A 24,257-nucleotide genomic window follows, 5' to 3' on the forward strand; every position below is an offset into this window, starting at 1 on the left:
GAAGGCTTCGTCCGCGCCTGCGCGCTGAGCGAGCTCGAGGAGGACACGCCCAAGCGTGTCGAGCTCGGCGGCGTGCCGGTGTCGGCCGGCGTGCGGCGAGCGCGTACGGCTCCAGTTCGGCCGCGAGCTCGTCGTGCACCCGTGCCTTGAGCAGCGTGCCCTCGCCGGTGTGCTCCTCGGAGAGCACCTCGCCGTCCGCGTGGACGCGGGCGACGATCGCGCCGCGGGTGTACGGCACCAGGGCCTCGATCTCGACCGCGGGCCGCGGCAGTTCCTCGTCGATCATGGCCAGCAGCTCCGCGATGCCCCGCCCGGTACGGGCGGAGACGGCGATGGAGTGCTTCTCGCGGCGCAGCAGGGACTGCAGCACCACGGGATCGGCGGCGTCCGCCTTGTTGACCACCACGATCTCGGTCACGTCCAGCGCGCCGACGTCGCGGAAGACCTCCCGCACGGCGGCGAGCTGCTCGTCCGGGTTGGGGTGCGAGCCGTCCACCACGTGCAGGATGAGGTCGGCCTCGGCGACCTCCTCCATGGTGGAGCGGAACGCCTCGACCAGGTGGTGCGGCAGGTGCCGGACGAATCCGACGGTGTCCGCGAGGGTGTAGAGCCGCCCGCTGGGGGTCTCGGCCCGGCGCACGGTCGGGTCCAGGGTGGCGAACAGCGCGTTCTCCACCAGGACGCCCGCTCCGGTGAGCCGGTTGAGCAGCGAGGACTTGCCGGCGTTGGTGTAGCCGGCGATCGCGACCGAGGGCACCTTGTGGCGCTTGCGCTCCTGGCGCTTCAGATCGCGGCTGGTCTTCATCTCCGCGATCTCCCGGCGCATCTTGGCCATCTTCTCGCGGATGCGCCGCCGGTCGGTCTCGATCTTGGTCTCACCGGGACCACGGGTGGCCATGCCGCCGCCCGAGGAGCCGGAGCCACCGCCACCCATCTGCCGGGAGAGCGACTGACCCCAGCCGCGCAGCCGCGGCAGCATGTACTGCATCTGCGCGAGCGAGACCTGGGCCTTGCCCTCGCGGCTCTTGGCGTGCTGGGCGAAGATGTCGAGGATCAGCGCGGTGCGGTCGACGACCTTGACCTTGACGACGTCCTCGAGGTGGATGAGCTGGCCGGGGCTGAGCTCACCGTCGCAGACCACGGTGTCGGCACCGCTCTCCATGACGATGTCGCGCAGCTCCTGGGCCTTGCCGGAACCGATGTAGGTCGCCGGGTCCGGCTTGTCGCGACGCTGGATGACGCCGTCCAGGACGAGGGCGCCGGCGGTCTCGGCGAGGGCGGCGAGCTCCGCGAGGGAGTTCTCGGCGTCCTGGACCGTGCCGTCCGTCCACACCCCGACGAGCACGACCCGCTCCAGGCGGAGCTGGCGGTACTCGACCTCGGTGATGTCCTCGAGCTCGGTGGAGAGGCCCGCGACGCGGCGCAGCGACGCTCGCTCGGAGCGGTCGAACTGCTCGCCGTCACGCTCTCCGTCGATCTCGTGACTCCAGGCGACGTCCTCTTCCATCAGGGCGTCGGCCCGAAGGCTCTCGGGGAGGCGCTGGCGGCTGCGGGCAGAAGAAGAGGAGGAAGAGGAGGTCATTGGATCCTTTGCTCGGAAGATCGACGGGAACGGGGGCACACGGCCCCTCGTACGGAGACAACGCCGCGCGGGTCCGGAGAATTCCCCCGGTCCGGCCGCGCCGTCGCCGTAGGTAGATGGTCGCACGCCCGTCGCCGCCCGGTCACGCGACTTTCCCCGCCGTGCGCCGGTGCGCGTGACCGTGCACCGGTTTGGCGGGTACGGAACGCTTCCAGTCGGGGTGGCCGGGCATCGGGGGCGTGGTGGGCCCGTAGAGCCAGGCGCGCAGGAAGCCGCCCAGGTCGCGGCCGGCGGTCTCGGAGGCGAGGGCGATGAAGTCCCGGGTGGAGGCGACGCCGTCGCGGTGCCGGACGACCCAGACCCGCTCCAGTCGCTGGAAGGCGTCGGCGCCCATCTCCTGGCGCAGCGCGTACAGGACGAGCGCCCCGCCGAAGTAGACGTTGCCGCGGAAGATGCCGAGCTTGCCGTCGGCGCCGGGCGGCTTGGGGGCGGCGGGCGGACCGCCGTCGCGGCGCATGCGCGCATCGGCGCCGTAGGCGGCCTTGGCGAGCCGTTCCACCGTGAGCTCGCGGTAGTGCTCTGCGGCGTAGCGCCACTGGTACCAGGTGGCGTGGCCCTCGTTGAGCCACAGGTCGGACCAGGTCGCGGGCGAGACGCTGTCGCCGAACCACTGGTGGGCCAGTTCGTGCACCATCACGGGCGCCGCGTCGGCCTCCCGGGCCAGCAGCACACGCCGTTCGAAGAGCGACAGGGTCTGGGTCTCCAGCTCGAATCCGGTGACGGTGTCGGCGCTGAGGATGCCGTACGTCTCGAACGGGAACGGACCGACCTGCTCCTCCATCCACGCGATCTGGCCGGCGGTCATCGCCAGGCGCTTCTCCAGCTTCGCCCGGTCGGGGTCGGCGGCGCCGACGACGTCGCGCAGCGGGAGGCCGCCCGGGCCGGTGCGGCGCAGGATCGCGGAGCGGCCGATGGAGACCTGGGCGAGTTCGGTGGCCATCACATGGACGGTGCGGTAGTTCCAGGTCGTCATGGGCCCCTTGCGGACGGCGGTCTCGGGCAGGCCGTTGGCGACGACCGTGAGATCGCCGGGGGCGGTGACGTGGAAGGCGAAACGGGCCTTGTCCGAGGGGTGGTCGTTGCAGGGGAAGACGGTGTGGGCGGCGGCGGCCTGGTTGGCCATGGCCAGTCCGTCCTTGGTGCGGATCCAGCCGGTGTCGCCCTTGACCACGGGGTCGCTGGTGTGGACGACGGTCACCCGCAGGCGGTCGCCCCGGGGGACGGGGACGGCGGGGGTGACGACCAGTTCCTCGCGCCAGGTGGTGAAGGCCGCACGGCGGCCGTTGACCTCGACGGACCGGACGTCGCCGCGGAAGTCGAGGTGGAAGCGGTCCAGGGTGTCCGTGGCGAGCGCGTCGACGCGGGTCACCGCGTCGAGGGGTTTGTCGTTGCCCCGGTAGGTGAAGGAGATGTCGTAGTCGTAGACGTCGTACCCGGGGTTGCCGAGGTCGGGGTAGAGCCGGTCACCGAGCCCCGCGGGCGTCGTGTCGCCGGGCAGGGCGGCCGCGGCGAGCGCGACCACGGCCGCCGCGGTGATGCCGGCACGGCGCACAAAGGATCCGATCATGGGATACCGCTATCAGCGCACCGTGCCCGCCCGAAGGCGGCGCGTCAGCACCCCACCCGATCGGGTACTCCGCTACGGCTGCGCGGCGGCCACGGGCTCCTGGGCGCGGTACACGTCGTACACCCCCGGGACGGCGCGCATCGCGCGCATGAGGGCGGGCAGCGCTCCCGGGTCGGGGAGTTCGACGGTGTACGTGTGGCGTACGCGGTGCTCCTGCGGGGGCTCCACGGCGGCGTAGACGATGGCGACGCCCTCGGTGGCGATCACCTCGGTGAGATCGGCGAGCAGTCGGGGCCGGCCGAGCGCCTCGGCGTAGAGGGTGGCCCGGTGGCCGGTCGCGGGGGCGTCGGAGCGCCAGTGGACGGCGGCCCGGGCGCGGCCCGAGGCCGCCATGCGGGCGGCGACGGGGCATTGGCTGCGGTGCACGGCGACGGTGCCGCCGCGAATGGGGAAACCGGTGATCCCGTCCGGCGGCACGGGGGTGCAGCAGCGGGCCATGCGGACGGCGGCGCCGGGCGGATCGGTGTCGGCGAGCGGCTCCGCGGCCCTGCGCGCGGTCATCGCGGCGGCGCGGACGGCCGGGGCGGCCGGCTCGTCCTCGGCGGCGGGGGCCGGGTGGGCCTCCAGCCAGCGGGCGATGGCGATGCGGGCGGCCGGGGTGCGGGCGTGCTCCAGCCACTCGGGCGAGGGCCCGTAGCCGTCCCCGTCGGTGGCGTCGGTCATCAGCAGTTGGACGGTGTCGCCGTCCCTCAGGAGGGTGCCGAGCGGCGCGAGGCGGCCGTTGACGCGTACCCCGACGCAGGCGTGGGCGCCCTCGCCGTGCAGCGCATAGGCCGCGTCGGTACAGGTCGCCCCGTCGGGCAGGCCCACGGTGCCGCCGTCGGCGGAGAAGACGGTGATCTCGCGGTCCTGGGCGAGTTCGTCGCGCAGGGTGCTCCAGAAGAAGTCCGGATCGGGTGCCTCGCGCTGCCAGTCCAGCAGCCGGGCGAGCCAGCCGGGCCGGGTGGGGTCGGCGCGCTCGCCCTCCTCGCCGTCCGCACAGTCGGCGGTGGCGGCGGTGGCGTACGGGTTGCCGAGCGCGATGACCCCGGCCTCGGCGGCATGGTGCATCTGCCGTGTGCGGATGAGGATTTCGGCGATGCGTCCGTCGCCGTCGCGGATGGCGGTGTGCAGCGACTGGTACAGGTTGAACTTGGGCGCGGCGATGAAGTCCTTGAACTCCGCGATGACGGGGGTGAAGCAGGTGTGCAGCTCGCCGAGGACGGCGTAGCAGTCCGCGTCCTCCGCGACCTGGATCAGCACGCGCCCGAAATCGCTGCCGCCGGGCTGCGCGCCGCCGCGCTTGAGGCGGACCCGGTGCACGGAGACCACGTGCCGGGGCCGCACCTCGACCTCGGAGCTGATGCCGGCCTCGCGGAGCACCTTGCGGACGTCCTCGGCGACGGCGGCCAGCGGATCCGGCACGGCGGCGTGTTCCAGGATCAGTTCGGTGGTGTGGAGGTAGTCCTCGGGGTGGAGGATCGCGAAGACCAGATCCTCCAGCTCGGTCTTCAGCGCCTGGACGCCGAGGCGTTCGGCGAGCGGGATCAGCACGTCCCGGGTGACCTTGGCGATGCGCGCCTGCTTCTCGGGGCGCATGACGCCGAGGGTGCGCATGTTGTGCAGCCGGTCGGCGAGTTTGATGGACATGACGCGGACGTCGTTGCCCGTGGCGACCAGCATCTTGCGGAAGGTCTCGGGCTCCGCGGCGGCGCCGTAGTCCACCTTCTCCAGCTTGGTGACGCCGTCGACCAGGAAGCGGATCTCCTCACCGAACTCGTCCCGGACCTGGTCGAGCGTCACATCGGTGTCCTCGACGGTGTCGTGGAGCAGCGAGGCGGTCAACGTGGTGGTCTCGGCGCCGAGTTCGGCGAGGATGAGGGTCACGGCGAGCGGGTGTGTGATGTACGGCTCGCCGCTCTTGCGCATCTGCCCGCGGTGCGAGGACTCGGCGAGCACATACGCCTTGCGCAGGATGGCGAGGTCCGCGCCGGGATGTCGGTCGCGGTGCACCTTGGCGATGTGCTCGATGGCGTCCGGCAGCCGGCCGGCGCGGCCGCCGGGGCCCAGCAGGGCCGCGCGTCCGAGCCGGCGCAGATCCGCGGTCCGGGGGATGCGCCTGCGTGCTGCGGCGCCCGGGGCGGTCTCCACTGCGTTGTCCGGTCTCATGCGGCACCTCCGGCAGCGTCACCCACCGGCGGGATGGCTTCCGTGCCGGTGCTTGATGCTACCGAGCCCATCACGTGCCGCTGCCACACTCTCGCCCAGCGTGATCGGCATCACCCGTTCGAGCGAATACCGGGCCCTTGGAGGGGGTATCCTCAGCCGCGCTCGCCGAGCCAGGCCGGATCGATGACGCCTTCGGCGACGATCACGGCGGGTCCGGTCATCTCGACGGTGCCGTCGGGACGTTCGGTGATCACCAGGGTGCCGCCCGGCAGGTCGACCCGGTACGTCTCGGGGCTGCCGGTCACGGCCGGGTCGCGGCCGTCGCGCCGGGCCGCGGCGACCATGACCGCGCAGGCCCCGGTGCCGCAGGACCGGGTCTCGCCGGAGCCGCGCTCGTGGACCCGCATGGCGACGTGGCGCTCGCCGCGGTCGACGACGAACTCCACGTTCACGCCGTCCGGGTAGGCGGCCGCGGGCGCCCAGGCGGGAGGGTCCACCAGCTTGCCCGCGTCCGCGAGGTCGCCGACGAAGGCGACGGCGTGCGGGTTGCCCATGTTCACGTTGCGGGCCGGCCAGCGGTGCTCGCCGACCGCCACCTCGACCTCGCCCGCGGGAAGCGCCGCGCGGCCCATGTCGACGGTGATGTCGCCGTCCTTGTCGATGTGCACCCGGCGTACGCCCGCGCGGGTCGCGACGTTCAGGTCCCCCGCGCCGGTCAGCCCGGCGCGCTCGAGGTAGTGGGCGAAGACCCGTACGCCGTTGCCGCACATCTCCGCGATGCTGCCGTCGCTGTTGCGGTAGTCCATGAACCACTCGGCCTCGGCGGCCATGGCGGCCGCCTCCGGGTGCCTGGCCGACCGCACGACCCGCAGCACCCCGTCGCCGCCGATCCCGGCGCGGCGGTCGCACAGGCGCGCGACGGCCTCCGCGGTCAGGTCGAGGACCCCGTCGTGGTCGGGGATGATCACAAAGTCGTTCTCCGTGCCGTGACCCTTGAGGAAGGGCAGGCCCTGCGGTACCGCGGTGGTCATGCGCCGAGTCTACGGGTCAGCGCAGGCGGGCGACCCGCCAGAAGGCGAGCAGCGCCAGCACCACGGTGACCGCCGTGTACAGCGCGACGAAGCGCCAGTCGGGACGGCGCCCGGAACCGCGGGCGGGCAGCCCCGGCCAGGTGTAGCCGACCCGGCGGGCGGCCATGATGCCCCAGCCCGCGGCGCAGCAGCCCAGCAGCAGGCCGAGCATGGCGACGACCGCGCCGCCGTCCCCGGTCTCGAAGGCCAGCGGGAAGGCGAACATCAGCGAGCCCAGCACACCGAGGGCGACGATCGGGGCGAGCTGCCACACGCGCAGACGCCGCTCGGGGCGCAGCTCGCGGAAGGACTGCTCCTCCTCCACGAGGGTCTGCGGGTCCAGCGGGTCCTCCAGGGGGCCGTCGACCACGAGCTGGTCGCGCGACTCGGGCTCCTCGCCGGAGGTGCGCTCGGAGCGTTCCGGCTGCGGTCCGCTGCGAGGGCCGGCTTCCATCGCCACGCGCCCTCCCAAGAAGTCCGACACCGTAGCTCTGATGCTCGATGATGGCACGGTCGAAGAGGCGTCAAGTGCCGCTGGGGCGTCCCGATGCCATCACGTGATCAGGCTGTGACCGCCCGACCGGGCGGGGCCCGGCAGGGCGAGCGCCTGGTCGACCAGTTCCCGTCCGCGGCCCGTGAGCCAGTGCACCCGGCCGTCCCGGCGGAACCACGAATCCTGGCGGCGCGCGAAGCGTTTGGTGGCGCGCACGGTCTCGGCGCGCGCCTCCGCGTCGGTGCACTCCCCGGCCAGCGAGGCGAGCACCTGCTGGTAGCCGAGCGCCCGCGAGGCCGTGCGCCCCTCGCGCAGTCCGGACGCCTCCAGGGCGGCCACCTCGCCCACCAGCCCGGCCTCCCACATGCGGTCGACCCTCAGCGTGATCCGTTCGTCCAGCTCGGGGCGGGGAACGTCGACGCCGATCTGGAGGGTGTCGTACACGGAGTCGTGACCGGGCAGGTTCGCCGTGAAGGGGCGACCGGTGATCTCCACGACCTCCAGCGCGCGGACGATCCGCCGGCCGTTGCTGGGCAGGATCGCGCGGGCCGCCTCCGGGTCCACGGCGGCGAGGCGGGCGTGGAGCGGCCCGGAACCGAGCGTGTCGAGCTCGGCCTCCAGCCGGGCGCGCACCTCCGGATCGGTGCCGGGGAAGTCCAGGGCGTCGATGGCCGCGCGGACGTAGAGTCCGGAGCCGCCGACGAGGACGGGGGTGCGGCCGGCGGCCAGCAGCCGGTCGATCTCGGCGCGGGCCAGCCGCTGGTACTCGGCGACGCTGGCGGCCTGCGTGACGTCCCATATGTCGAGCAGGTGGTGCGGCACGCCCTGCCGCTCCTCCTCGGTGAGCTTGGCGGTGCCGATGTCCATGCCGCGGTAGAGCTGCATGGAATCGGCGTTGATCACCTCGCCGTCGAGGGCGTGGGCCAGGGCGACACCGAGATCGGACTTGCCGGCCGCGGTGGGGCCGACGACGGCGATCACGTGGGGGACGTCGTTCTTCACGTCCACAGTTTCGCAAATCCCGGCGGCGCGGATTCACCGGTGGACGAGTAAGATCTTTACGGGAAACGGGTTATTTCCGGCAAAGGCACCCACGGGAGACGGTGACGCATGAGCCTCAAGGACACGCTGAAGGCCAAGGCCGAGCACGCCAAGGCCAGGGCCGGCGCCAAGGCCGGGGACTTCATGGAGCACCACGGCGAGGCGATCGGGTCCCGGCTGGACAAGGTCGCGCGCACGGTCGACGAGAAGACCAAGCACAAGTACAGCGGAAAGATCCACAAGGGTGTGGACAAGACCAAGGACGCCATGGAGCACCTCAAGGAGGGCGGCACCAAGGACACGCCCTGAGGACGGGACCGGGCCGCACGGCCGGGACCGGGCCCCGCTCCTCCCCATCGCGGCCCGCGGCTGCGCGCCCGGGCGCGGGACGCCGGGGCGGCCGTCCCGCGGACGGCTAGGACCAGGCCGCCACGAAGTAGCCGACGCCCAGGGGCGCCTCGTCGTACAGCAGCTCGCCGCCGAGTCCGGCGTCCTCCGCCGCTCCCGCCAGCACCTGCCAGGGGGCCCGTCCGGCCGCCCCCAGCTCCGCCGCGAGGTCGGCGTCCAGCGCCGCCAGCGCTCCGGCGTCGGCGGCGCCCAGGGCGCGCGCCACCGAGGCGTCGAAGGGCTCGGCGCGCTCGTCGAGGTAGCCCGGCGCCTTGACCGTACGGCAGATGCTGCCGTCGCCCATGACCAGCAGCGCCACCCGGTCGGCCAGCTCCGCCAGGCCCCGTCCCAGCTCCAGCATCCGGGCCGCGGGCGCGTGCGCGGGCACGGCACAGGCGTGCAGGGGGGCGGCGGAGCGCGCCTCCTCCAGGAGCCAGGCCGCGACGGTCAGCGAGGGCGCCAGCGGCTCGGGGTCCCGGCCGTCGCCCAGCCGCATCGTCAGGTTCACCCCGTACGGGCGCAGCGTGCCCGTGCCGCCGCCCTCCCAGACGTGCGCGGACTCCCCCGCGCCCACCACGACCAGCAGATCGGGGCGCGCGGCGGCGAGGACGGCCAGCGCGTCCGCGCAGGCGGCCCGCAACGGGTCCAGTTCCGGCGCGGCGCCCGACGCGACGTCGGGCACCAACAGCGGCGGACAGGGGCAGACGGCGGCGGCGACCAGCATGATCGGAACCCTACCGTCCGCCGCCTCAGAAGCCCTCGGGCACGCGGTCCCAGGGCTCGGCCATGGCGGCGACCTTCGGGTCCTTGCTGTCGCGGATCAGCTCGGCCACCGTGAAACGGCAGAGGTAGGTCGTGGTCACGCCCTCGTTGACCTGCACGAATCCCTCCCCCGAGCGGTACAGCCGGCTGCGCCGCACCTTGAACGGCTTGCGGGGGCGGTAGGCCAGCGCCGTCTCCTCCAGCGTGCGCAGCGCCTCCTCGCGCGTGCCGTCGGCATGCCCGAGGAGCTCGAACTCCCAGTGCTTGCCCTCGCCGCTGCCCACGGTCTCCTCGACGAACAGCCCCCAACGCGCCATGTACGTCCCCCCGCTCCCGCTCCGGTCAGTCCAGGCCGCACCCTGGTGCGGCCGCCGCCGGCACCGGCGCAGGTGCGCCGATCGTCGGCAGCCCCAGCATGACACCGGCCGGCTTGGCGGCGGCGGCCGAGGTGCGCCGCTCCCAGGCGTCGCCCGCGGCGGTACGGCGGACGCCGAAGGCCGGGCGCTCGGCCAGCAGATGGTGCGGCGCCGCGTAGCTGATCTCCGCCATGACCACGTCGCCGGGGCGGACCGGCTCGGCGGGCGGCGCGAAGTGCACCAGGCGGTTGTCGGGGGCGCGGCCGGACAGGCGGTGCGTGGCGTCGTCCTTGCGGCCCTCGCCCTCGGCGACCAGCACCTCCAGGGTGCGGCCCACCTGCTTCTTGTTCTCGGCCCAGGAGATCTCCTCCTGGAGTGCCACCAGCCGCTCGTAGCGCTCCTGGACGACCGCCTTGGGGACCTGTCCCTCCATCTCGGCGGCGGGGGTGCCCGGGCGCTTGGAGTACTGGAAGGTGAAGGCCTGCGCGAAACGCGCCTCGCGCACCACGTGCAGCGTCTGCTCGAAGTCCTCCTCGGTCTCGCCGGGGAAGCCCACGATGATGTCGGTGGAGATGGCGGCGTCCGGCATGGCGGCGCGCACCTTCTCGATGATGCCGAGGTAGCGGTCCTGCCGGTACGAGCGGCGCATGGCGCGCAGCACCGCGTCCGAACCGGACTGCAGCGGCATGTGCAGCTGGTGCATCACGTTCGGGGTCTCGGCCATGGCCGCGATCACGTCGTCGGTGAAGTCGCGGGGGTGCGGCGAGGTGAAGCGCACGCGCTCCAGGCCGTCGATCCTCCCGGTGGCGCGCAGCAGCTTGCTGAAGGCCTCGCGGTCGCCGATGTCGGAGCCGTAGGCGTTGACGTTCTGGCCGAGCAGGGTGACCTCGATGACGCCCTCGGCCACCAGCGCCTCGACCTCGGCGAGGATGTCGCCGGGGCGGCGGTCCTTCTCCTTGCCGCGCAGCGCGGGCACGATGCAGAAGGTGCAGGTGTTGTTGCAGCCGACCGAGATCGACACCCAGGCCGCGTAGGCCGACTCGCGCCGGGTCGGCAGCGTGGAGGGGAAGGTCTCCAGCGACTCGGCGATCTCGACCTGCGCCTCTTCGGCGATCCGCGCGCGCTCCAGCAGCACCGGGAGGCTGCCGATGTTGTGGGTGCCGAAGACGACGTCGACCCAGGGGGCCTTCTTGACGATCGTGTCGCGGTCCTTCTGCGCCAGGCAGCCGCCGACGGCGATCTGCATGCCCGGCCGGGCCGCCTTCTGGGGCGCCAGACGGCCGAGGTTGCCGTAGAGGCGGTTGTCGGCGTTCTCCCGGACCGCGCAGGTGTTGAAGACGACAACATCTGCGGACACCGTGCCGTCCTCGCCCTTGGGCGCGCGGACGTAGCCGGCCGCCTCCAGGAGGCCCGCCAGCCGCTCGGAGTCGTGGACGTTCATCTGGCACCCGTAGGTGCGGATCTCGTAGCTCTTCACACCCTGCTCTTCACGCTGCACCCATCCAGGGTAAGGGCGCGCCGCGCGCACCCGTGCCCCCGCCCGCCCCCGCGCGGGCGGCATCGGGCGGCAGCCGCCGTCCGGTCCCCGGGGCGGCGTGGTCTGCCGCCGGCGCAGGGGTTCGCCCCCGGGCGGGTGTCCACCGTGGGACGGGCCGGGACGTCCGGGAGCCGGGCGCGGCCGGACGACGCTGGCCAGTGCGGCGCCGGGCCTGGCACTATCGCGGTGATGGAGCTCCCCCGTATCGGCAGACGCCGGGCCGTGCAGGCCGTGCTGGCGGTGGCGGCGGCGGTCGCGCTGCTGCTGTGGTGGGTGCTGCCCTCCGACGGGCCCTCGTACCCCAAGGACCGGATCGACTTCGCCACGGGTGCGCGCAACGGCGTGTACGAGACGTACGGGAAGCGGCTGCAGCCCTATCTGCGGACGGACCTGCCCGGGGTGCCGGTACGCCTGGTGCGGTCCGAGGGGTCCGTGGACAACGTCCGGCGGGTCGCGACCGGCAAGGCCGATTTCGCGATCGCCGCGGCCGACGCCGTCGCCGACTACGACGGCCCGGGCGCGGAGCGGCTGCGTGCCTGCGCCCGGCTCTATGACGACTACATGCAGCTCGTGGTGCCCGCCGACTCCCCGGTGCGGTCGGCGAAGGACCTGGGCGGGCTGCGGGTGGGGGTCGGCCAGCCGAGCTCCGGGGTGAACCTGATAGCGCAACGGCTGCTCGAGGCCGCGGACCTCGGGGAGCCCGGGGACGTGCGGCGCCGGGCGGTGGGCATCGACCGCGCGCCCGAGATGCTGCGCGAGGGGAAGCTGGACGCGTTCTTCTGGTCGGGCGGACTGCCGACCAAGACCATCGCGAATCTGGCGGAGACCACCGATGTGAAGCTGGTCCAGCTCGGCGACCTGGTGGCCCGGCTGCACGCGGAGAGCGACGCGTCGACGTTCTACCGGCAGGCGGTCATGCCCGCGGACGCGTACCCGATGATCCAGGGCGGCCGCGTCGTGCAGACGATCGCGGTGGCCAACCTGCTGATCACCACCGACCGGACGGACACCGGCCTGGTGGACCGCTTCACCCGGACGGTGATCGACAGCCGTGACCGGATCGGGCAGGAGGTGCACGCCGCCCAGCTGGTGGACCTGCGGACGGCGGTCTTCACCGATCCGCTGCCGCTGCACGCGGGCGCCGAGCGCTACTACCGATCCGTGAAGCCTTAGGGCCGGTACGGGACGTTCCGCCCGACATGTGATCCGCTCCCGTCCCGGGGACGATGTTCATCCCGGTCAGAGCCCCCTAACCTGTAGCGGACCACGTACCTATGGGGGAACACGCATGAGTTCTGGGGGTATGCCGCACACCCTCATCGGCGACCGCTACGAGCTGCGCCGGCAGCTGGGGCGCGGCGGCATGGGCGTGGTGTGGGAGGCGTACGACAACCGGCTCAGCCGCCAGGTCGCCGTCAAGGAGCTGCTGTTCCGCGGCGCCTTGGACCCGGAGACGCAGGCCCAGTGGGTGGAGCGGGCGCGCCGGGAGGCGCAGGCCATCGCCCGGATCGGGCATGAGCACGTGGTCGCCGTGCACGACGTGATCGAGGCCGACGGCCAGGTCTGGATCGTCATGGAGCAGGTCAACCCGCACTCCCTGGCCGACCAGTTGCGCGAGCACGGCAGGATTCCGGCGCTGCAGGCGGCGCGGATCGGCCTGGAGGTGCTGCGCGGGCTGCGCGCGGTGCACGCGGCGGGGGTCCTGCACCGTGACGTGAAGCCGCACAACATCCTGTTCCGCCGGGACGGGCGGGCGGTGCTGATGGACTTCGGGATCGCCACCTTCGAGGGCGCGGCCCAGGTGACGCGGTTGCACGAGACCGTCGGCACCCCGCAGTACCTCGCGCCGGAACTGGCCAACCGGCTCACGCCGACGCCCGCCGCGGACCTGTGGTCGCTGGGCGTCACGCTGTACGAGATGGTCGAGGGCCGGGCCCCCTTCCGCGGCCCGACGCCGTACGAGGTGCTGGAGGCGGTCCGCACGGCAGAGCCGCCGCCGATGGGTCACGCGGGGCCGCTGCGCCCGCTGATCGTCGGGCTGCTGGTCAAGGACCCCGAGGCGCGGCTGTCGGCGGAGCGCGCCGAGCAGTTGCTGCAGCATGTGGCGCAGGAGACCCCGCAGTTCCCGGTCGGCGTCCACTCCGACTACGACCCCGACGCCACGCAGACGGACGCGAGCGCCCTGCCCGAGCCGCGTCCCACCGACCCCGGCGCCGCTCCGCCGCCGTTGCACGGGCCCGGGACACGGACGTGGCGCCGTCGCTGGTACACGCTGGCGGCGGGCGGTGTCGCCCTCGCGATCCTGGCGGCGGGCGGCTGGTTCACCGTCGACCGGATGCGGGACGAGGGACCGGACCTCTCGGCCTCGGCGACCATCAGGACGGCGCGCGAACGCGGTTACCTGATCGTGGGAGTCAAGAAGGACCAGCCGGGCCTCAGTGAGGAGTCCGGTACCGCCAAGGACGGCTACGAGGGCTTCGACATCGACCTCGCTCGGGCCATCGCCCGGCATCTGGGCTTCGACAAGGTGCAGTTCACGGTCGTGGACACCCAGTCCCGCGAGTACTTCCTGAATGCCGGCTACGTCGATTACATAGTGGCCAGCTATTCGATCACGGAGCAGCGCAAGAAGGAGGTCGCCTTCGCCGGCCCCTACTACCAAGCCGGCCAGGACTTCCTCGTCCGTAGCGACGCCTCCGTCAACAGCGTGCAGGACCTGTTCGGCCGCGAGGTCTGCACCGTCACCGACTCGACGCCGGCGGAACGGCTTCGCACGCAGTACCCGCAGATAAAGACCGAGCAGCAGGTCTCGTACGGGCTCTGCGTCGACGAACTGCTCAAGGGCAAGGTCGACGCCGTGTCCACCGACGACATCATCCTGGCCGGCTACCGCGCCCAGCACACCAAGCAACTGCGCCTGCTGGGAGTCCCCTTCGGCACCGAGGAGTACGGCGTGGGGCTGCAACAGAACGAGCCCGAGCTGAAGCACGCCATATGCGACGCCATCAAGGAGGACATCTCCTCGGGCGCCTGGCGCGCGTCGTACGTCAAGCACCTCAAGCCGCTGGCCTCCCAGAATCTGGCGGACCAGCGCCCGCGCCCGGACGAGATGAGCGAGTGCGAATAGGCCCGCACGACCGGACCGGTCGCGCGGGCCCGCCCGTTCAGTCCAGGGCGAAGGTGGTGACCACGGCGGCGTGGTCGGAGGGCCACTCGTTGCCCGCCACGTGCGGCTCGGGACGGGGTTCCCCGGTGACCAGGGTCGTGGCGTCCAGCACCCGCAGGCCCCGCCCGGCGTAGAGCACGTAGTCGATCCGGTCCTGCGGCTCGGGCTCCGGGTTGACCGGGGACCAGGTGCTGCCCGGGTCGCGCGCCGGGTCCGGGTGGGCCTCACGGTAGGAGTCGCGCAGCCCGGCGTCCTCGGTGGCGAGGGTGACCGGCCAGGGCACGGGGCCGTAACCGCCGTGCAGGGGTGCCGCCTCGGCGGTCCAGTCCAGATGGGACGGGGCGTTGAAGTCGCCGACGAGCACCACCGGGGTGGTGTCGCGCGCGGCGAGGTCGCCAGCCATGTCGCCCAGGATCTCCCGGATCTGCGCCAGGCGCCCCGAGGCGGCCTCGTGCTCGAGGAGCGCCTCGACCGGCCGGCGGTCGTGGAGTGCGTCGTAGGGGCCGTACGGGGTGTGGTTCAGGTGCGCGCTCCACAGCGTGACGTCGTGGCCCTCGTCGAGCCGGACGGTGGCGCCGAGGCCGCCGTAGAACGGGCTCGCGGGCAGTCCGTGGCGGGAGACGACCGGGTAGCGGCTGATGACGCCGAGGTTGTCGCCCGCCTGGTGGTGGTCCCAGCCCAGCGCCTCGGCGAGTTCCTTGGCGGAGTGGGTGGCCGTCTCCTGCAGGCCGACGACGTCCACGTCCGCGTCGAGCAGGATCCGCAGCTGCTTGTCGCGGTGGTCGTCGACACGGGTGCCGCCGAGCCACAGGTTCCAGCTCATGACGCGCAGTTCCCGCACCATGGGCTCGCCTGCCGCGACGACCGGCACGCGCACGGTGACGGTGTCGGCGCGCCCCTCGGCGTCCGTGGCGGTGACGGCGACCTCGGCGTCGCCCGGCACGTCGGGGGTGCCGGTGACCGTGCCGTCGGCGGACACCCGCGCCCAGTCCGGGCCGGCGCTCTTGGCGTACGTCACGGGGGCGCCGCGCAGCAGTCCGGCCACGGTGGCGCGGAACGGCTCGCCGACGCGGGCGCGGCGGCTGGTGAAGGCGGGCACGAGGAAGGACGGCGGCCGGGCGACCAGGGCCCGCAGCACGGAGACGCCGGCCCGCTCGAGGCTGCCGAGCACGGCGCGCCCGGCGCCGGGGGCGATGGGTGCCAGGGACGGCACGGCGAGCACCCGGCAGCCGGCGGCCTCGGCGGAGGCGACACCGGTCGGGGTGTCCTCGACCGCCACGCACGCCCCGGGGTCCACGCCGAGGGCGCGGGCGGCGGCGAGGTAGGGGTCGGGGGCGGGCTTGGTGCGGGGGGTGTCGTCGGCGGTGAGGGAGACGGCGAAGCGATCCCGGCCGAGCACCCCCAGGACGATGTCCACGACCTCGCGCGGGGACGCCGACACCAGGGCGATGGGCACGTCGTTCCGGGCGAGTTCGTCCAGCAGTTCCAGCGCCCCGGGGCGCGGCACCGTGCGGGCGCGGACCCGCTCGGCGAACTCCCGGTGCAGGACGGCGGCCAGCTCGTCGGCGCCGGTCGCCGTCCCGGTCGTGCTCGCCAGGTGGGCGGCGGTGTGCTCGACGGCGCGGCCGAGGACCTCGGTCACGTCCGCGTCGCCGAGTACGTGCCCCAGCCCGGCGGCCACCTCGGCGACCGCCTCCCACCACAGTCCCTCGGTGTCGACGAGGGTGCCGTCCATGTCGAACAGGACGGCCTGGAGCGGGTGGTGCGGGGGATGGGTCACGGGGCTCTCTTTCATCGGGGGTGTGGGGGGATGGGAGGTGCGGTCGGGGTCAGACGGCGCGCGCGGTGACCAGGACGGGCCGGTCGGGCAGGGTCACGGCGACGGTCGCGCCGGGCGGGAGGGCGGCGGCGTCCGCGCTGGCCAGGTCGGCCTTGACGGTGGTGCCGTCGGGCAGCGCCACGGTCACCCGGGTGACGGCGCCCAGGAAGGCGGTCGCCACCACGCGGGCGTCGCCCTCGGCGTCGGCCGCCACGCGCACCGCTTCGGGGCGGACGAGGACGTCCACCTCGGTGGCGTTGGGCACTTCGCCCTGGGCGGGGAGCCGCCGGCCGAGGACCTCGACCTGGCCGCCGTCGGTCAGCCGGCCCGGCAGCCTGCTGTTGGTGCCGACGAACTCGGCGACGAAGGCGGTGGCCGGGCGGTCGTACAGCTCGGCGGGGGCGGCGCACTGCTCCAGCCGCCCGGAGTTCATGACGGCGACGCGGTCCGCCATGGACAGTGCCTCCTCCTGGTCGTGCGTCACGAAGAGCGTGGTGATGCCGAGTTCGCGCTGCAGCCGGCGGATCTCCTCGCGCAGGTTGGTGCGCACCTTCGCGTCCAGCGCGCTCAGCGGCTCGTCCAGCAGTAGGACGCGCGGCCGCAGCGCCAGGGCTCGGGCGAGGGCCACGCGCTGCTGCTGGCCGCCGGAGAGCTGGTGGGGGTAGCGGCTCGCGTGGTCCGGCAGCCCGACGAGCTCGAGCAGTTCGGCGGCGCGGGTCCGCCGCTCGGCGGCGCCGACCTTGCGCATGCGCAGCCCGAAGGCGACGTTGTCGGCGGCGCTCAGGTGCGGGAAGAGGCTGTAGGACTGGAAGACCATGCCCGCGTCGCGGCGGTGGGCGGGGATCTTGGTGACGTCCTTGCCGTCGACCAGGACCTGGCCGGAGTCGGGGTGCTCGAAGCCGGCGAGCATCCGCAGCGCGGTGGTCTTGCCGCAGCCGGACGGGCCGAGCAGGGCGAGGAGTTCACCGGGCCGGACGGTGAGGTCCAGCCCGTCGAGGGCGGTGGTGGTTCCGAAGGAGCGGCGCAGGGCCCGGAACTCGACGGTGGCGCCGCTGCTCGCGGCGGTCACGGCATCGGCGACCGGGGCGGGGGAGGTGTCGGTCATCTGTCGGTCACTTCCGGGAGGCGGATGAGGTCGGGCGGCGTCCGCCGGCGGCGGCCAGGATGAGCAGCAACACCCAGGTGACCAGCAGGCTGAGCACCGAGACGGCGACGGACAGCTGTGCCTGCGAGCCGCTGACCGTGACGATCCACACCGCGAAGGGCTGGAAGCCCAGCAGCTGGGCGACGGTGAACTCGCCGAGGACCAGGGCGAGGGTGAGGAAGGAGGCGTTGAGCAGCGCCCCGCGCAGGTTGGGCAGCACCACCCGGATCAGGGCGGCGGGCCAGTTCGCGCCGCAGGAGCGGGCGGCCTCGACGAGGGTACGAACGTCCACCGCCCGCAGTCCGGCGTCCAGGGCGCGGTAGACGAAGGGCAGCGCCATCACGACGTAGGTGAGCACCAGGACGACCGGGAAGGAGGGGTTCTGGATGGCCACGAAGGTCTGGAAGAAGGGCGTCGTGGCCAGGTGCTCGGGGCCCCAGCGCAGCACGCTGCTGACCCCCGCGACGAGCGCGATCGGCGGCACGACCAGGGGCAGCGAGCAGATCACCTCGACCAGCGGGCGCAGCCGGGGCGCGGACAGCCGCAGGGACACCATGGCCGGGACCATCAGCAGCAGGACGACGGCGATGGTGGCTGCCGCGAGTTCCAGCGAGAGCAGCAGGCTGGAGGTGAAGCCCTCCGCCTTGAGGATCTGCCCGTACGCGTCGAAGGTCATGCCCTGGCCGGGGACGTCCACGGTGAAGATCACGGAGGCCGCCAGCGGCACCAGGAAGTAGAGGCCGGCACCGGCGAGGACGATGCCGCGCCAGGGCCGGATCCGTGTGTCCGTCAGACCAGCCATCGCGCGCTCCGTCGTTGCAGGGGCAGGTAGACCGCCATGACCAGGCCGGCGACGACGATCATGTCGAGGCTCAGGGCGAGCGCCACGTTCTCCTGCCCGACCAGGACGTTGCCGGAGATGGCGTCGGCGATCTGCAGGGTGATCAGCGGAACCGAACTGCCGACCATCGCCGCGGCGGTGGCGTAGGCGGCGAAGGCGCTGCCGAAGAGCAGGACCAGGCCGCCGAGGAGCGAGGGGGCCAGCACGGGCAGGGCGACGTGCCGCCAGTACTGGCCGGTGGTGGCGCCGTTGTTCTGGGCGGCCTCCCGCCACTGGACGCGCAGCCCCTCCAGTGCCGGGGTCACGGTGAGCACCATGAGGGGGATGAGGAAGTAGAGGTAGACGATGACCAGGCCCCAGAAGCTGTAGAGGCTCCAGCCGTGGTCGGCGAGACCCAGGTGGCGGGTGAGGACGCCCGCGTTGCCCAGGGTCGCCACGAAGGCGAAGGCCAGCGGCACCCCGCCGAAGTTGGCGAGCACGCCTGAAGCGGTGAGCACGGCTTCGCGCAGCGCGCGGAACCGCGAGGTCACCACGGCCTGCGCGAGCAGCAGCCCGAGCACCGCGCCGATGGCGGCGGAGAGCCCGGACAGCTTCACGCTGCCCCACAGGGCCGTCAGGTAGGCGCCCTGCAGGGAGGTGGTCAGGTTGGCCGTGGTGTACGAGGAGGCCCCGGTCGCGGGGTCCTTGACGGTGAAGGCGCCGTTGATCATGGCGACCGCGGGGGCCCCGAAGCTGATCGCCACGAAGACGAGCAGCGGGAGCACCGCGAGCCAGCCGGCCGAGCGCCGCCGCGCCGGGGCGGTGGCCCCGGCAGCGGCGGCGACGGGCGCCGCGGTGGCGGTCATCGGGTCGGTCATCCGGAGACGGCCTTGCCCCAGCCCTGGGCGAGCACGCCCTTGGCCTTGTTCTGCTGGTCGTCGGTCGGGAAGGACGGGGTGCCGCTGACCGCGGGGAGCTTGGCGGCGGCGGCCTTGTCGAGCGTGCCGGCCTTGTCCATGGCGGGCATCAGGACGGGGCGGGCGAAGCCGGCGAGCCACAGGTTCTGGCCCTCGGCGCTGTAGAGGTACTCCTGCCACAGGCGGGCGGCCGCCGGGTGCGGGGCGTCCTTGTTGATCGCCTGCGCGTAGAACTGGGCGTACTCGCCGTCGCTGGGGACGGCGACCTTCCAGTCCACGCCCTTGCTGGCGAACTCCTCGGCGTAACCGGCGTTGAGGTAGTCCCAGTCGATGCTGATCGGGGTCTCGCCCTTCTCGACCGTGGCCGGGGTGGACTCGACGGGGTTGTAGTTGCCGTTCTTCTTCAGCTTGCCGAAGAAGTCGATACCGGGCTGGATGTCGTCGAAGGAGCCGCCGTTGGCCAGCGCCGCCGCGTAGACGCCGCCGAAGGCCGAACCGGACTTGGTCGGGTTGCCGTTCAGCGCGACCTGGCCCTTGTACTCGGGCTTGAGCAGGTCCGCGAAGGTGGTCGGGCAGTTCTTGACGCGCTTGGCGTCGCAGCCGATGGAGACGTAGCCGCCGTAGTCGTTGTACCAGCGGGCCTGGGCGTCCTTCTGGGCGGCCGGGATGTCGTCGTAGGAGGCGACCTTGTAGGGGGCGAACAGGCCCTGCTGCGCTCCGCTGATCGCGAAGGCCGCACCGAGGTCGAGGACGTCGGGGGCGCGGTCCTGGCCCTTGCGGGAGGTGACGGCGTTGATCTCGTCCTGGCTGGAGGCGTCCGGGGTCTCGTTCTGGATCTTGATGCCGTACTTCTTGGTGAAGCCGTCGATCAGCGCGCCGTAGTTGGCCCAGTCGCGGGGCAGGGCGATCGCGTTGAGCGTGCCCTCCTTCTTGGCGGCGGCGATCAGGGCGTCCATGCCGCCGAATTCCTCGGCGGAGGTCGCGGTGGCCGCGCTCTTGCCGTTCTTGCCGTCGGCGGAGGTCTGCGTGGTGGGGGCCGAACCGCAGGCGCTGAGAGCCAGCGCGGTCACGGCCAGGCCGGCGGCAAGAGCGGCCGCCTTCGGGAGGGACGCGGGCACGGAAGTCTCCTGGAGGGAAGTTGTCCTGAGGGCAGGGAGGTCGGGGAGCGCTTCAACTTGTCCGAACAAGTTGGCCTTCAGTAGGCCGTGCGTCAATGGCCTTTCCGTAAACAGCGGGAAAACCTCGGCAAGCTTGCAGAGGGCAGTCGTCCCTTTTCGGCCAAGCACCTGGTGAGAGGCCCGGGATGCCGGAAACCCGTGCGCGCGATCGGCGCCCGGCTCGTCTACGCTGAGCGGAGTTGTGCGCAGACGGTTCATGAACGGAAGGGGGCGCGGTGGCGGCGCGGCACGAGGAGATCGCCGAGGAGCTCCGGCGGGCCATCGACGACGAGGAGTACCCGGTCGGCGCCTTGCTGCCCCCGGAGACCGAACTGGCCGCCCGGTACGGCGTCTCCCGCGGCACGGTGCGCCAGGCCGTGGCGGCGCTGACCGCCGAGGGCCTGATCGGCTCCCGCCAGGGCGCCCGGCGCGTGGTGCTGGCGAGCCGGCGCAGCCAGAGCTTCGCCGAGCTGCGCAGCTTCGCGCAGTGGGCGCGCGCCATGGGCCGAGCCGCCTCCGGCACGGTGGTCCGCACCGAGACCCGGCCGGCCACCGCGGAGGACGCCACACGGCTGCACCTGCGCCCGGGCACGGACGTGCTGTACGTGCTGCGGGTACGCGGCCTGGACGGGGAGCGCGTCCTGGTGGAACGCACGGTCTACGCCGACTGGATCGCCCCGGCGGTGCTGCGCGTAGAGCCGGAGTGCGAGTCGGTCACGCAGCGGCTCTACGACGACATGGGGCTGGTCTTCGCCTACGGCGAGCACCTGATCGACGCGGTCGCGGCCGGCACCCGGGACAGCGCGCTGCTGGGCGTGCGGCGGGGCAGCCCGCTGCTGCGGGTGCGCCGGGTCACCACCACGCAGAAGGGCCGCCCGGTCGAGTGGTCGGACGACCGCTACCGCTCGGACGCGGTCAACTTCAGCATCCACAACTCGATCGGCTCCAACCCGCTGGCCCGCCAGGCCGGCCCCGGGCTCAGGGAGCCGCTCGCGGCACCGTGAGCGTGACCCGCAGCCCGTGGGGCTCGTTCGGGGCGTAGGCGATACCGCCGCCGCCCTGGGTGAGCAGCACCCGCGCGATGGACAGGCCCAGGCCCGAGCCGTCGACGTTCTGATGCCGCGGGCTGCGCCAGAAGCGGTCGCCGATACGGGCGAGTTCGTCCTCGGTGAGGCCGGGTCCGCCGTCGGCGACGGTCACCTCGATCGCGCCGGGGCAGCCACGCAGCGCCGTACCGACCCGCACCCGCTCCCCGCTCGGGGTGAACTTCAGGGCGTTGTCGATCACCGCGTCGAGGGCGCTGGACAGCGCCACCGGGTCGGCCCAGCCGGTGACGGCGGCGGCACCCTCGTAGGCGAGTTCCACGCCGTCGCGGTCGGCGAGCGGCCGCCAGGCCTCGACCCGTTCCGCGGCGAGTGCGGCGACGTCGATGAGGGCGAGGTTGGCCTCGGCGTGCTCGGCCGTGGCCAGGCCGAGCAGGTCGTCCAGGACCGAGGCGAGGCGCTTGCCCTCCTCCCGGACGGAGGCGATCTCCTCGTGGCCCTCGGGGAGTTCCAGGCCCAGCAGCTCGATCCGCAGCAGCAGCGCCGACAGCGGGTTGCGCAGCTGGTGGGAGGCGTCGGCGACGAAGGCCCGCTGCTGGTCGAGGACCTCTTCGACGTTGTCGGCCATCTCGTTGAACGAGCGTGCCAGGCGCCGCAGTTCCGGCGGCCCGCCGGACACCGCCACGCGGGACTTCATCCGTCCGGTGGCGATGTCGTGGGTGACCCGGTCCAGTACCCGGACCGGCCGCAGCACCCAGCCGGTGAGCCGGAAGGCGGCCATGACGGCCACGATCATGGCGGCCAGCTCCCCGGCCGCGAGCAGCAGCCAGCCGCGCAGGATGCGCGAGCGCATGGCGCCGGTCGGCGACTCGGTGAGCACGACCGCGACGACGTCGCCGTCCCGGACGACCGGGGAGGCGACCGACAGCGAGCGGTGCTGCCAGGGCCAGATCTGCTTGGGGTCGTGGCTGCGCCGCCCGGCCAGGGCTTCGCTGTACGCGGTGAAGGCCTCACCGCCGGTGGGCAGCGTCCAGCCCTCCGGGGCCGAGGCGATCGGCTCGCCGTCGCGATCGAAGACGCCGGCCCGGATCCCGTACACGTCGTGGTACTGCAGCAGCTCCGTCCGCAGCGTCCTCACCCGTTCGCCGCTGCCGTCGGTGCTGACGTACTGGGCGAGCGCGGCGAAGCGCGCGGTGTCGTCGATGCGGTCGACGACGACGCGCTGCTGCTGGGCGGCGGCCAGGCTGGCGGCGAGCGGGAAGCCGAGGGCCAGCAGCACACCGGCCATCAGCACGATGAGCAGCGGCAGCAGCCGGGTGCGCACGGAGGAACGGCCCCCTAGCCGGAGGGCACGACGAGGCGGTAGCCGACCCCGCGCACGGTCTCGATCAGGGAGGGCAGGCGCAGCTTGGACCGCAGGGACGCCACATGCACCTCGAGAGTGCGCCCGGTCCCCTCCCAACTCGTCCGCCACACCTCGCTGATGATCTGCTCACGGCGGAACACCACACCGGGCCGCTGCGCGAGCAGCGCGAGCAGGTCGAACTCCTTGCGGGTCAGCGCGACCGGCTCGTCGTCCACGGTGACCTTGCGGGTGGCCAGCTCCACCCGGACGGGGCCGAGCCCGATGACACCGCCGCCGGCGGCCTCCGCGGCCTCGCCCTCGGCCCCGGTCCCGGCGGGCGCCTCCTGGGCCTTGCGGCGGCAGACGGCGTGGATGCGGGCCAGCAACTCCCCCGTGTCGTACGGCTTCACCACGTAGTCGTCGGCGCCGAGGTTGAGGCCGTGGATGCGGGAACGCACATCGGCCCTGGCGGTCACCATGATCACGGGGATGGCGGTGCGCAACCGGATCCGGCTGCACACCTCGAAGCCGTCCCGGTCGGGCAGGCCGAGGTCGAGCAGGACCACGTCGAAACCGGGCCCGTGGTCGGGCAGCAGCGCGTGCAGCGCCTCCTCGCCGCTGCGGGCATGGGTGACCTGCAGTCCGTGCTTGGCCAGCACGGCCGACAGTGCGGCGGCGACCCGGTGGTCGTCCTCCACGAGCAGCAGTCTCATCCCGTTCACCTCCCGCGGATCGGCCTTCGCACTCCCGCAATCATGCTCTACCACCGAATACACGCCGATGGGCCGGGCACGCGTCAAGCACCGTCCGGTCCTGTGTGGCGACTGTTACGGAGCCGGTACGCTGCACACCCCGACGGGGCTCACCCACAGTGCCGGATTTGTCTCAGCCAGTGACCGGATCGTAATGCTCAAGTTCCGCTCAGATGTGATGACTCGGTTTCCCAAGCGTCAATAGGGTGATCGCCAAGGTCTGGTCAACCGACGAGGATGGAGCACACGCCGATGACCGAAGTCCCGGTGACCGAGGACGCCGTTCCGGCGGCCGACGACCTGGTCGTGCTGAAGGACGTGAACAAGCACTTCGGCGCTCTGCACGTGCTCCAGGACATCAACCTCAGCATCGGCCGCGGCGAGGTCGTGGTCGTCATCGGCCCCTCGGGGTCGGGCAAGTCGACGCTGTGCCGGGCCGTCAACCGCCTGGAGACGATCGACTCGGGCCTGATCACGATCGACGGGAAGCCGCTGCCCGCGGAGGGCAGGGAACTGGCCCGGCTGCGCGCCGACGTCGGCATGGTCTTCCAGTCCTTCAACCTCTTCGCGCACAAGACGGTCCTGGAGAACGTCACGCTCGGCCAGATCAAGGTGCGCAAGGCCGGCAAGAAGGCCGCCGAGGAACGCGCCCGCGCCCTGCTGGACCGGGTGGGCGTGGGCAGCCAGGCGGACAAGTACCCGGCGCAGCTCTCCGGAGGCCAGCAGCAGCGCGTGGCGATCGCCCGGGCGCTGGCCATGGAGCCGAAGGTCATGCTCTTCGACGAGCCGACCTCGGCGCTCGACCCGGAGATGATCAACGAGGTGCTGGAGGTCATGCAGCAGCTCGCCCGTGACGGGATGACGATGGTCGTCGTCACCCATGAGATGGGCTTCGCCCGGTCCGCCGCCAACCGCGTCGTCTTCATGGCGGACGGGCGGATCGTCGAGCAGGCGACGCCCGACCAGTTCTTCAGCAACCCCCGGAGCGACCGGGCCAAGGACTTCCTTTCGAAGATCCTTCACCACTGAGA

The 24,257-nt window shown here is 72.7% G+C and carries 20 protein-coding genes and 2 pseudogenes; 6 read left to right on the forward strand and 16 right to left on the reverse strand.

Annotated elements, in window-relative coordinates; genetic code table 11:
- Positions 1-84: pseudogene (locus AB0F62_RS23595) on the forward strand (Rieske (2Fe-2S) protein); the annotation flags it as partial.
- Between the two features lie 7 nt (positions 85-91).
- On the opposite strand, the pseudogene hflX reads toward AB0F62_RS23595, so the two are convergent.
- The 6 genes and pseudogenes from hflX to miaA all read right to left on the reverse strand — a co-directional run.
- Positions 92-1,582 (reverse strand): annotated as a pseudogene (hflX, locus tag AB0F62_RS23600) (GTPase HflX); the annotation flags it as partial.
- Between the two features lie 142 nt (positions 1,583-1,724).
- Positions 1,725-3,209: a M1 family metallopeptidase gene (locus tag AB0F62_RS23605; RefSeq protein ID WP_361802370.1), complete on the reverse strand. Its 1,485-nt coding sequence runs from the start codon at positions 3,207-3,209 to the stop codon at positions 1,725-1,727.
- A gap of 72 nt (positions 3,210-3,281) precedes the next feature.
- Positions 3,282-5,417 (reverse strand): HD domain-containing protein, encoded by a 2,136-nt coding sequence (locus AB0F62_RS23610; RefSeq protein WP_361802373.1) that lies wholly within the window; start codon positions 5,415-5,417, stop codon positions 3,282-3,284.
- 152 nt (positions 5,418-5,569) lie between these two features.
- Positions 5,570-6,448, reverse strand: a complete 879-nt coding sequence (dapF, locus tag AB0F62_RS23615; protein WP_361802376.1) for a diaminopimelate epimerase — start codon at positions 6,446-6,448, stop codon at positions 5,570-5,572.
- A 16-nt stretch (positions 6,449-6,464) separates the two neighbouring features.
- Positions 6,465-6,941, reverse strand: a complete 477-nt coding sequence (locus AB0F62_RS23620) for a hypothetical protein (protein WP_361802527.1) — start codon at positions 6,939-6,941, stop codon at positions 6,465-6,467.
- Positions 6,942-7,040: 99 nt separating this feature from the next.
- A complete protein-coding gene (miaA, locus tag AB0F62_RS23625; RefSeq protein WP_361802379.1) occupies positions 7,041-7,982 on the reverse strand; it encodes a tRNA (adenosine(37)-N6)-dimethylallyltransferase MiaA in 942 nt (313 codons plus the stop codon).
- A 108-nt stretch (positions 7,983-8,090) separates the two neighbouring features.
- On the opposite strand from miaA, the gene AB0F62_RS23630 reads away from it, so the two are divergent.
- Positions 8,091-8,330: an antitoxin gene (locus AB0F62_RS23630; protein WP_361802382.1), complete on the forward strand. Its 240-nt coding sequence runs from the start codon at positions 8,091-8,093 to the stop codon at positions 8,328-8,330.
- A 106-nt stretch (positions 8,331-8,436) separates the two neighbouring features.
- Here the strand turns inward: AB0F62_RS23630 and AB0F62_RS23635 are convergent, their stop codons facing one another.
- Genes AB0F62_RS23635 through miaB form a run of 3 tightly spaced genes read right to left on the reverse strand, consistent with a single transcriptional unit; the run spans position 8,437 to position 11,003 of the window.
- Entirely contained in the window at positions 8,437-9,132 is a 696-nt protein-coding gene (locus tag AB0F62_RS23635) for a hypothetical protein (protein ID WP_361802385.1), read from the reverse strand.
- Between the two features lie 25 nt (positions 9,133-9,157).
- On the reverse strand, positions 9,158-9,487 hold the full coding sequence (locus AB0F62_RS23640; RefSeq protein ID WP_361802387.1) for a hypothetical protein: 330 nt from the start codon (positions 9,485-9,487) through the stop codon (positions 9,158-9,160).
- A 25-nt stretch (positions 9,488-9,512) separates the two neighbouring features.
- Entirely contained in the window at positions 9,513-11,003 is a 1,491-nt protein-coding gene (gene miaB, locus AB0F62_RS23645) for a tRNA (N6-isopentenyl adenosine(37)-C2)-methylthiotransferase MiaB (RefSeq protein WP_361802530.1), read from the reverse strand.
- 249 nt (positions 11,004-11,252) lie between these two features.
- Between miaB and AB0F62_RS23650 the strand changes: the two genes are divergently transcribed.
- Together AB0F62_RS23650 and AB0F62_RS23655 are read left to right on the forward strand one after the other, a co-directional pair.
- Positions 11,253-12,236 (forward strand): TAXI family TRAP transporter solute-binding subunit, encoded by a 984-nt coding sequence (locus AB0F62_RS23650; protein ID WP_361802390.1) that lies wholly within the window; start codon positions 11,253-11,255, stop codon positions 12,234-12,236.
- Between the two features lie 115 nt (positions 12,237-12,351).
- Entirely contained in the window at positions 12,352-14,190 is a 1,839-nt protein-coding gene (locus AB0F62_RS23655; protein WP_361802393.1) for a bifunctional serine/threonine-protein kinase/glutamate ABC transporter substrate-binding protein, read from the forward strand.
- A gap of 37 nt (positions 14,191-14,227) precedes the next feature.
- Here the strand turns inward: AB0F62_RS23655 and AB0F62_RS23660 are convergent, their stop codons facing one another.
- Genes AB0F62_RS23660 through AB0F62_RS23680 form a run of 5 tightly spaced genes read right to left on the reverse strand, consistent with a single transcriptional unit; the run spans position 14,228 to position 20,047 of the window.
- Positions 14,228-16,009: an HAD-IA family hydrolase gene (locus AB0F62_RS23660; RefSeq protein ID WP_361802396.1), complete on the reverse strand. Its 1,782-nt coding sequence runs from the start codon at positions 16,007-16,009 to the stop codon at positions 14,228-14,230.
- Between the two features lie 49 nt (positions 16,010-16,058).
- Positions 16,059-17,153 (reverse strand): ABC transporter ATP-binding protein, encoded by a 1,095-nt coding sequence (locus AB0F62_RS23665; RefSeq protein ID WP_361802399.1) that lies wholly within the window; start codon positions 17,151-17,153, stop codon positions 16,059-16,061.
- A gap of 7 nt (positions 17,154-17,160) precedes the next feature.
- On the reverse strand, positions 17,161-17,994 hold the full coding sequence (locus tag AB0F62_RS23670) for an ABC transporter permease subunit (RefSeq protein ID WP_361802402.1): 834 nt from the start codon (positions 17,992-17,994) through the stop codon (positions 17,161-17,163).
- Complete coding sequence (locus AB0F62_RS23675) at positions 17,982-18,878, reverse strand: ABC transporter permease subunit (protein ID WP_361802533.1); 897 nt, start codon at positions 18,876-18,878, stop codon at positions 17,982-17,984. The genes AB0F62_RS23670 and AB0F62_RS23675 overlap by 13 nt, the downstream gene beginning before the upstream one ends.
- 8 nt (positions 18,879-18,886) lie before the next feature.
- Complete coding sequence (locus AB0F62_RS23680; protein ID WP_361802405.1) at positions 18,887-20,047, reverse strand: ABC transporter substrate-binding protein; 1,161 nt, start codon at positions 20,045-20,047, stop codon at positions 18,887-18,889.
- 275 nt (positions 20,048-20,322) lie between these two features.
- Here AB0F62_RS23680 and AB0F62_RS23685 point away from each other — a divergent pair, with 275 nt between their 5' ends.
- Positions 20,323-21,090, forward strand: a complete 768-nt coding sequence (locus AB0F62_RS23685) for a GntR family transcriptional regulator (RefSeq protein WP_361802408.1) — start codon at positions 20,323-20,325, stop codon at positions 21,088-21,090.
- On the opposite strand, the gene AB0F62_RS23690 is transcribed toward AB0F62_RS23685, so the two are convergent.
- Together AB0F62_RS23690 and AB0F62_RS23695 are read right to left on the reverse strand one after the other, a co-directional pair.
- Entirely contained in the window at positions 21,065-22,453 is a 1,389-nt protein-coding gene (locus AB0F62_RS23690; RefSeq protein WP_361802411.1) for a HAMP domain-containing sensor histidine kinase, read from the reverse strand. The genes AB0F62_RS23685 and AB0F62_RS23690 overlap by 26 nt on opposite strands.
- A gap of 14 nt (positions 22,454-22,467) precedes the next feature.
- Positions 22,468-23,187 (reverse strand): response regulator transcription factor, encoded by a 720-nt coding sequence (locus AB0F62_RS23695; RefSeq protein ID WP_361802414.1) that lies wholly within the window; start codon positions 23,185-23,187, stop codon positions 22,468-22,470.
- Positions 23,188-23,478: 291 nt separating this feature from the next.
- On the opposite strand from AB0F62_RS23695, the gene AB0F62_RS23700 reads away from it, so the two are divergent.
- Positions 23,479-24,255 (forward strand): amino acid ABC transporter ATP-binding protein, encoded by a 777-nt coding sequence (locus AB0F62_RS23700; protein ID WP_361802417.1) that lies wholly within the window; start codon positions 23,479-23,481, stop codon positions 24,253-24,255.
- The last annotated feature ends 2 nt before the right edge of the window (positions 24,256-24,257 follow it).

It is taken from the genome of Streptomyces sp. NPDC026673, assembly GCF_040638135.1.
Lineage (GTDB): Bacteria > Actinomycetota > Actinomycetes > Streptomycetales > Streptomycetaceae > Actinacidiphila.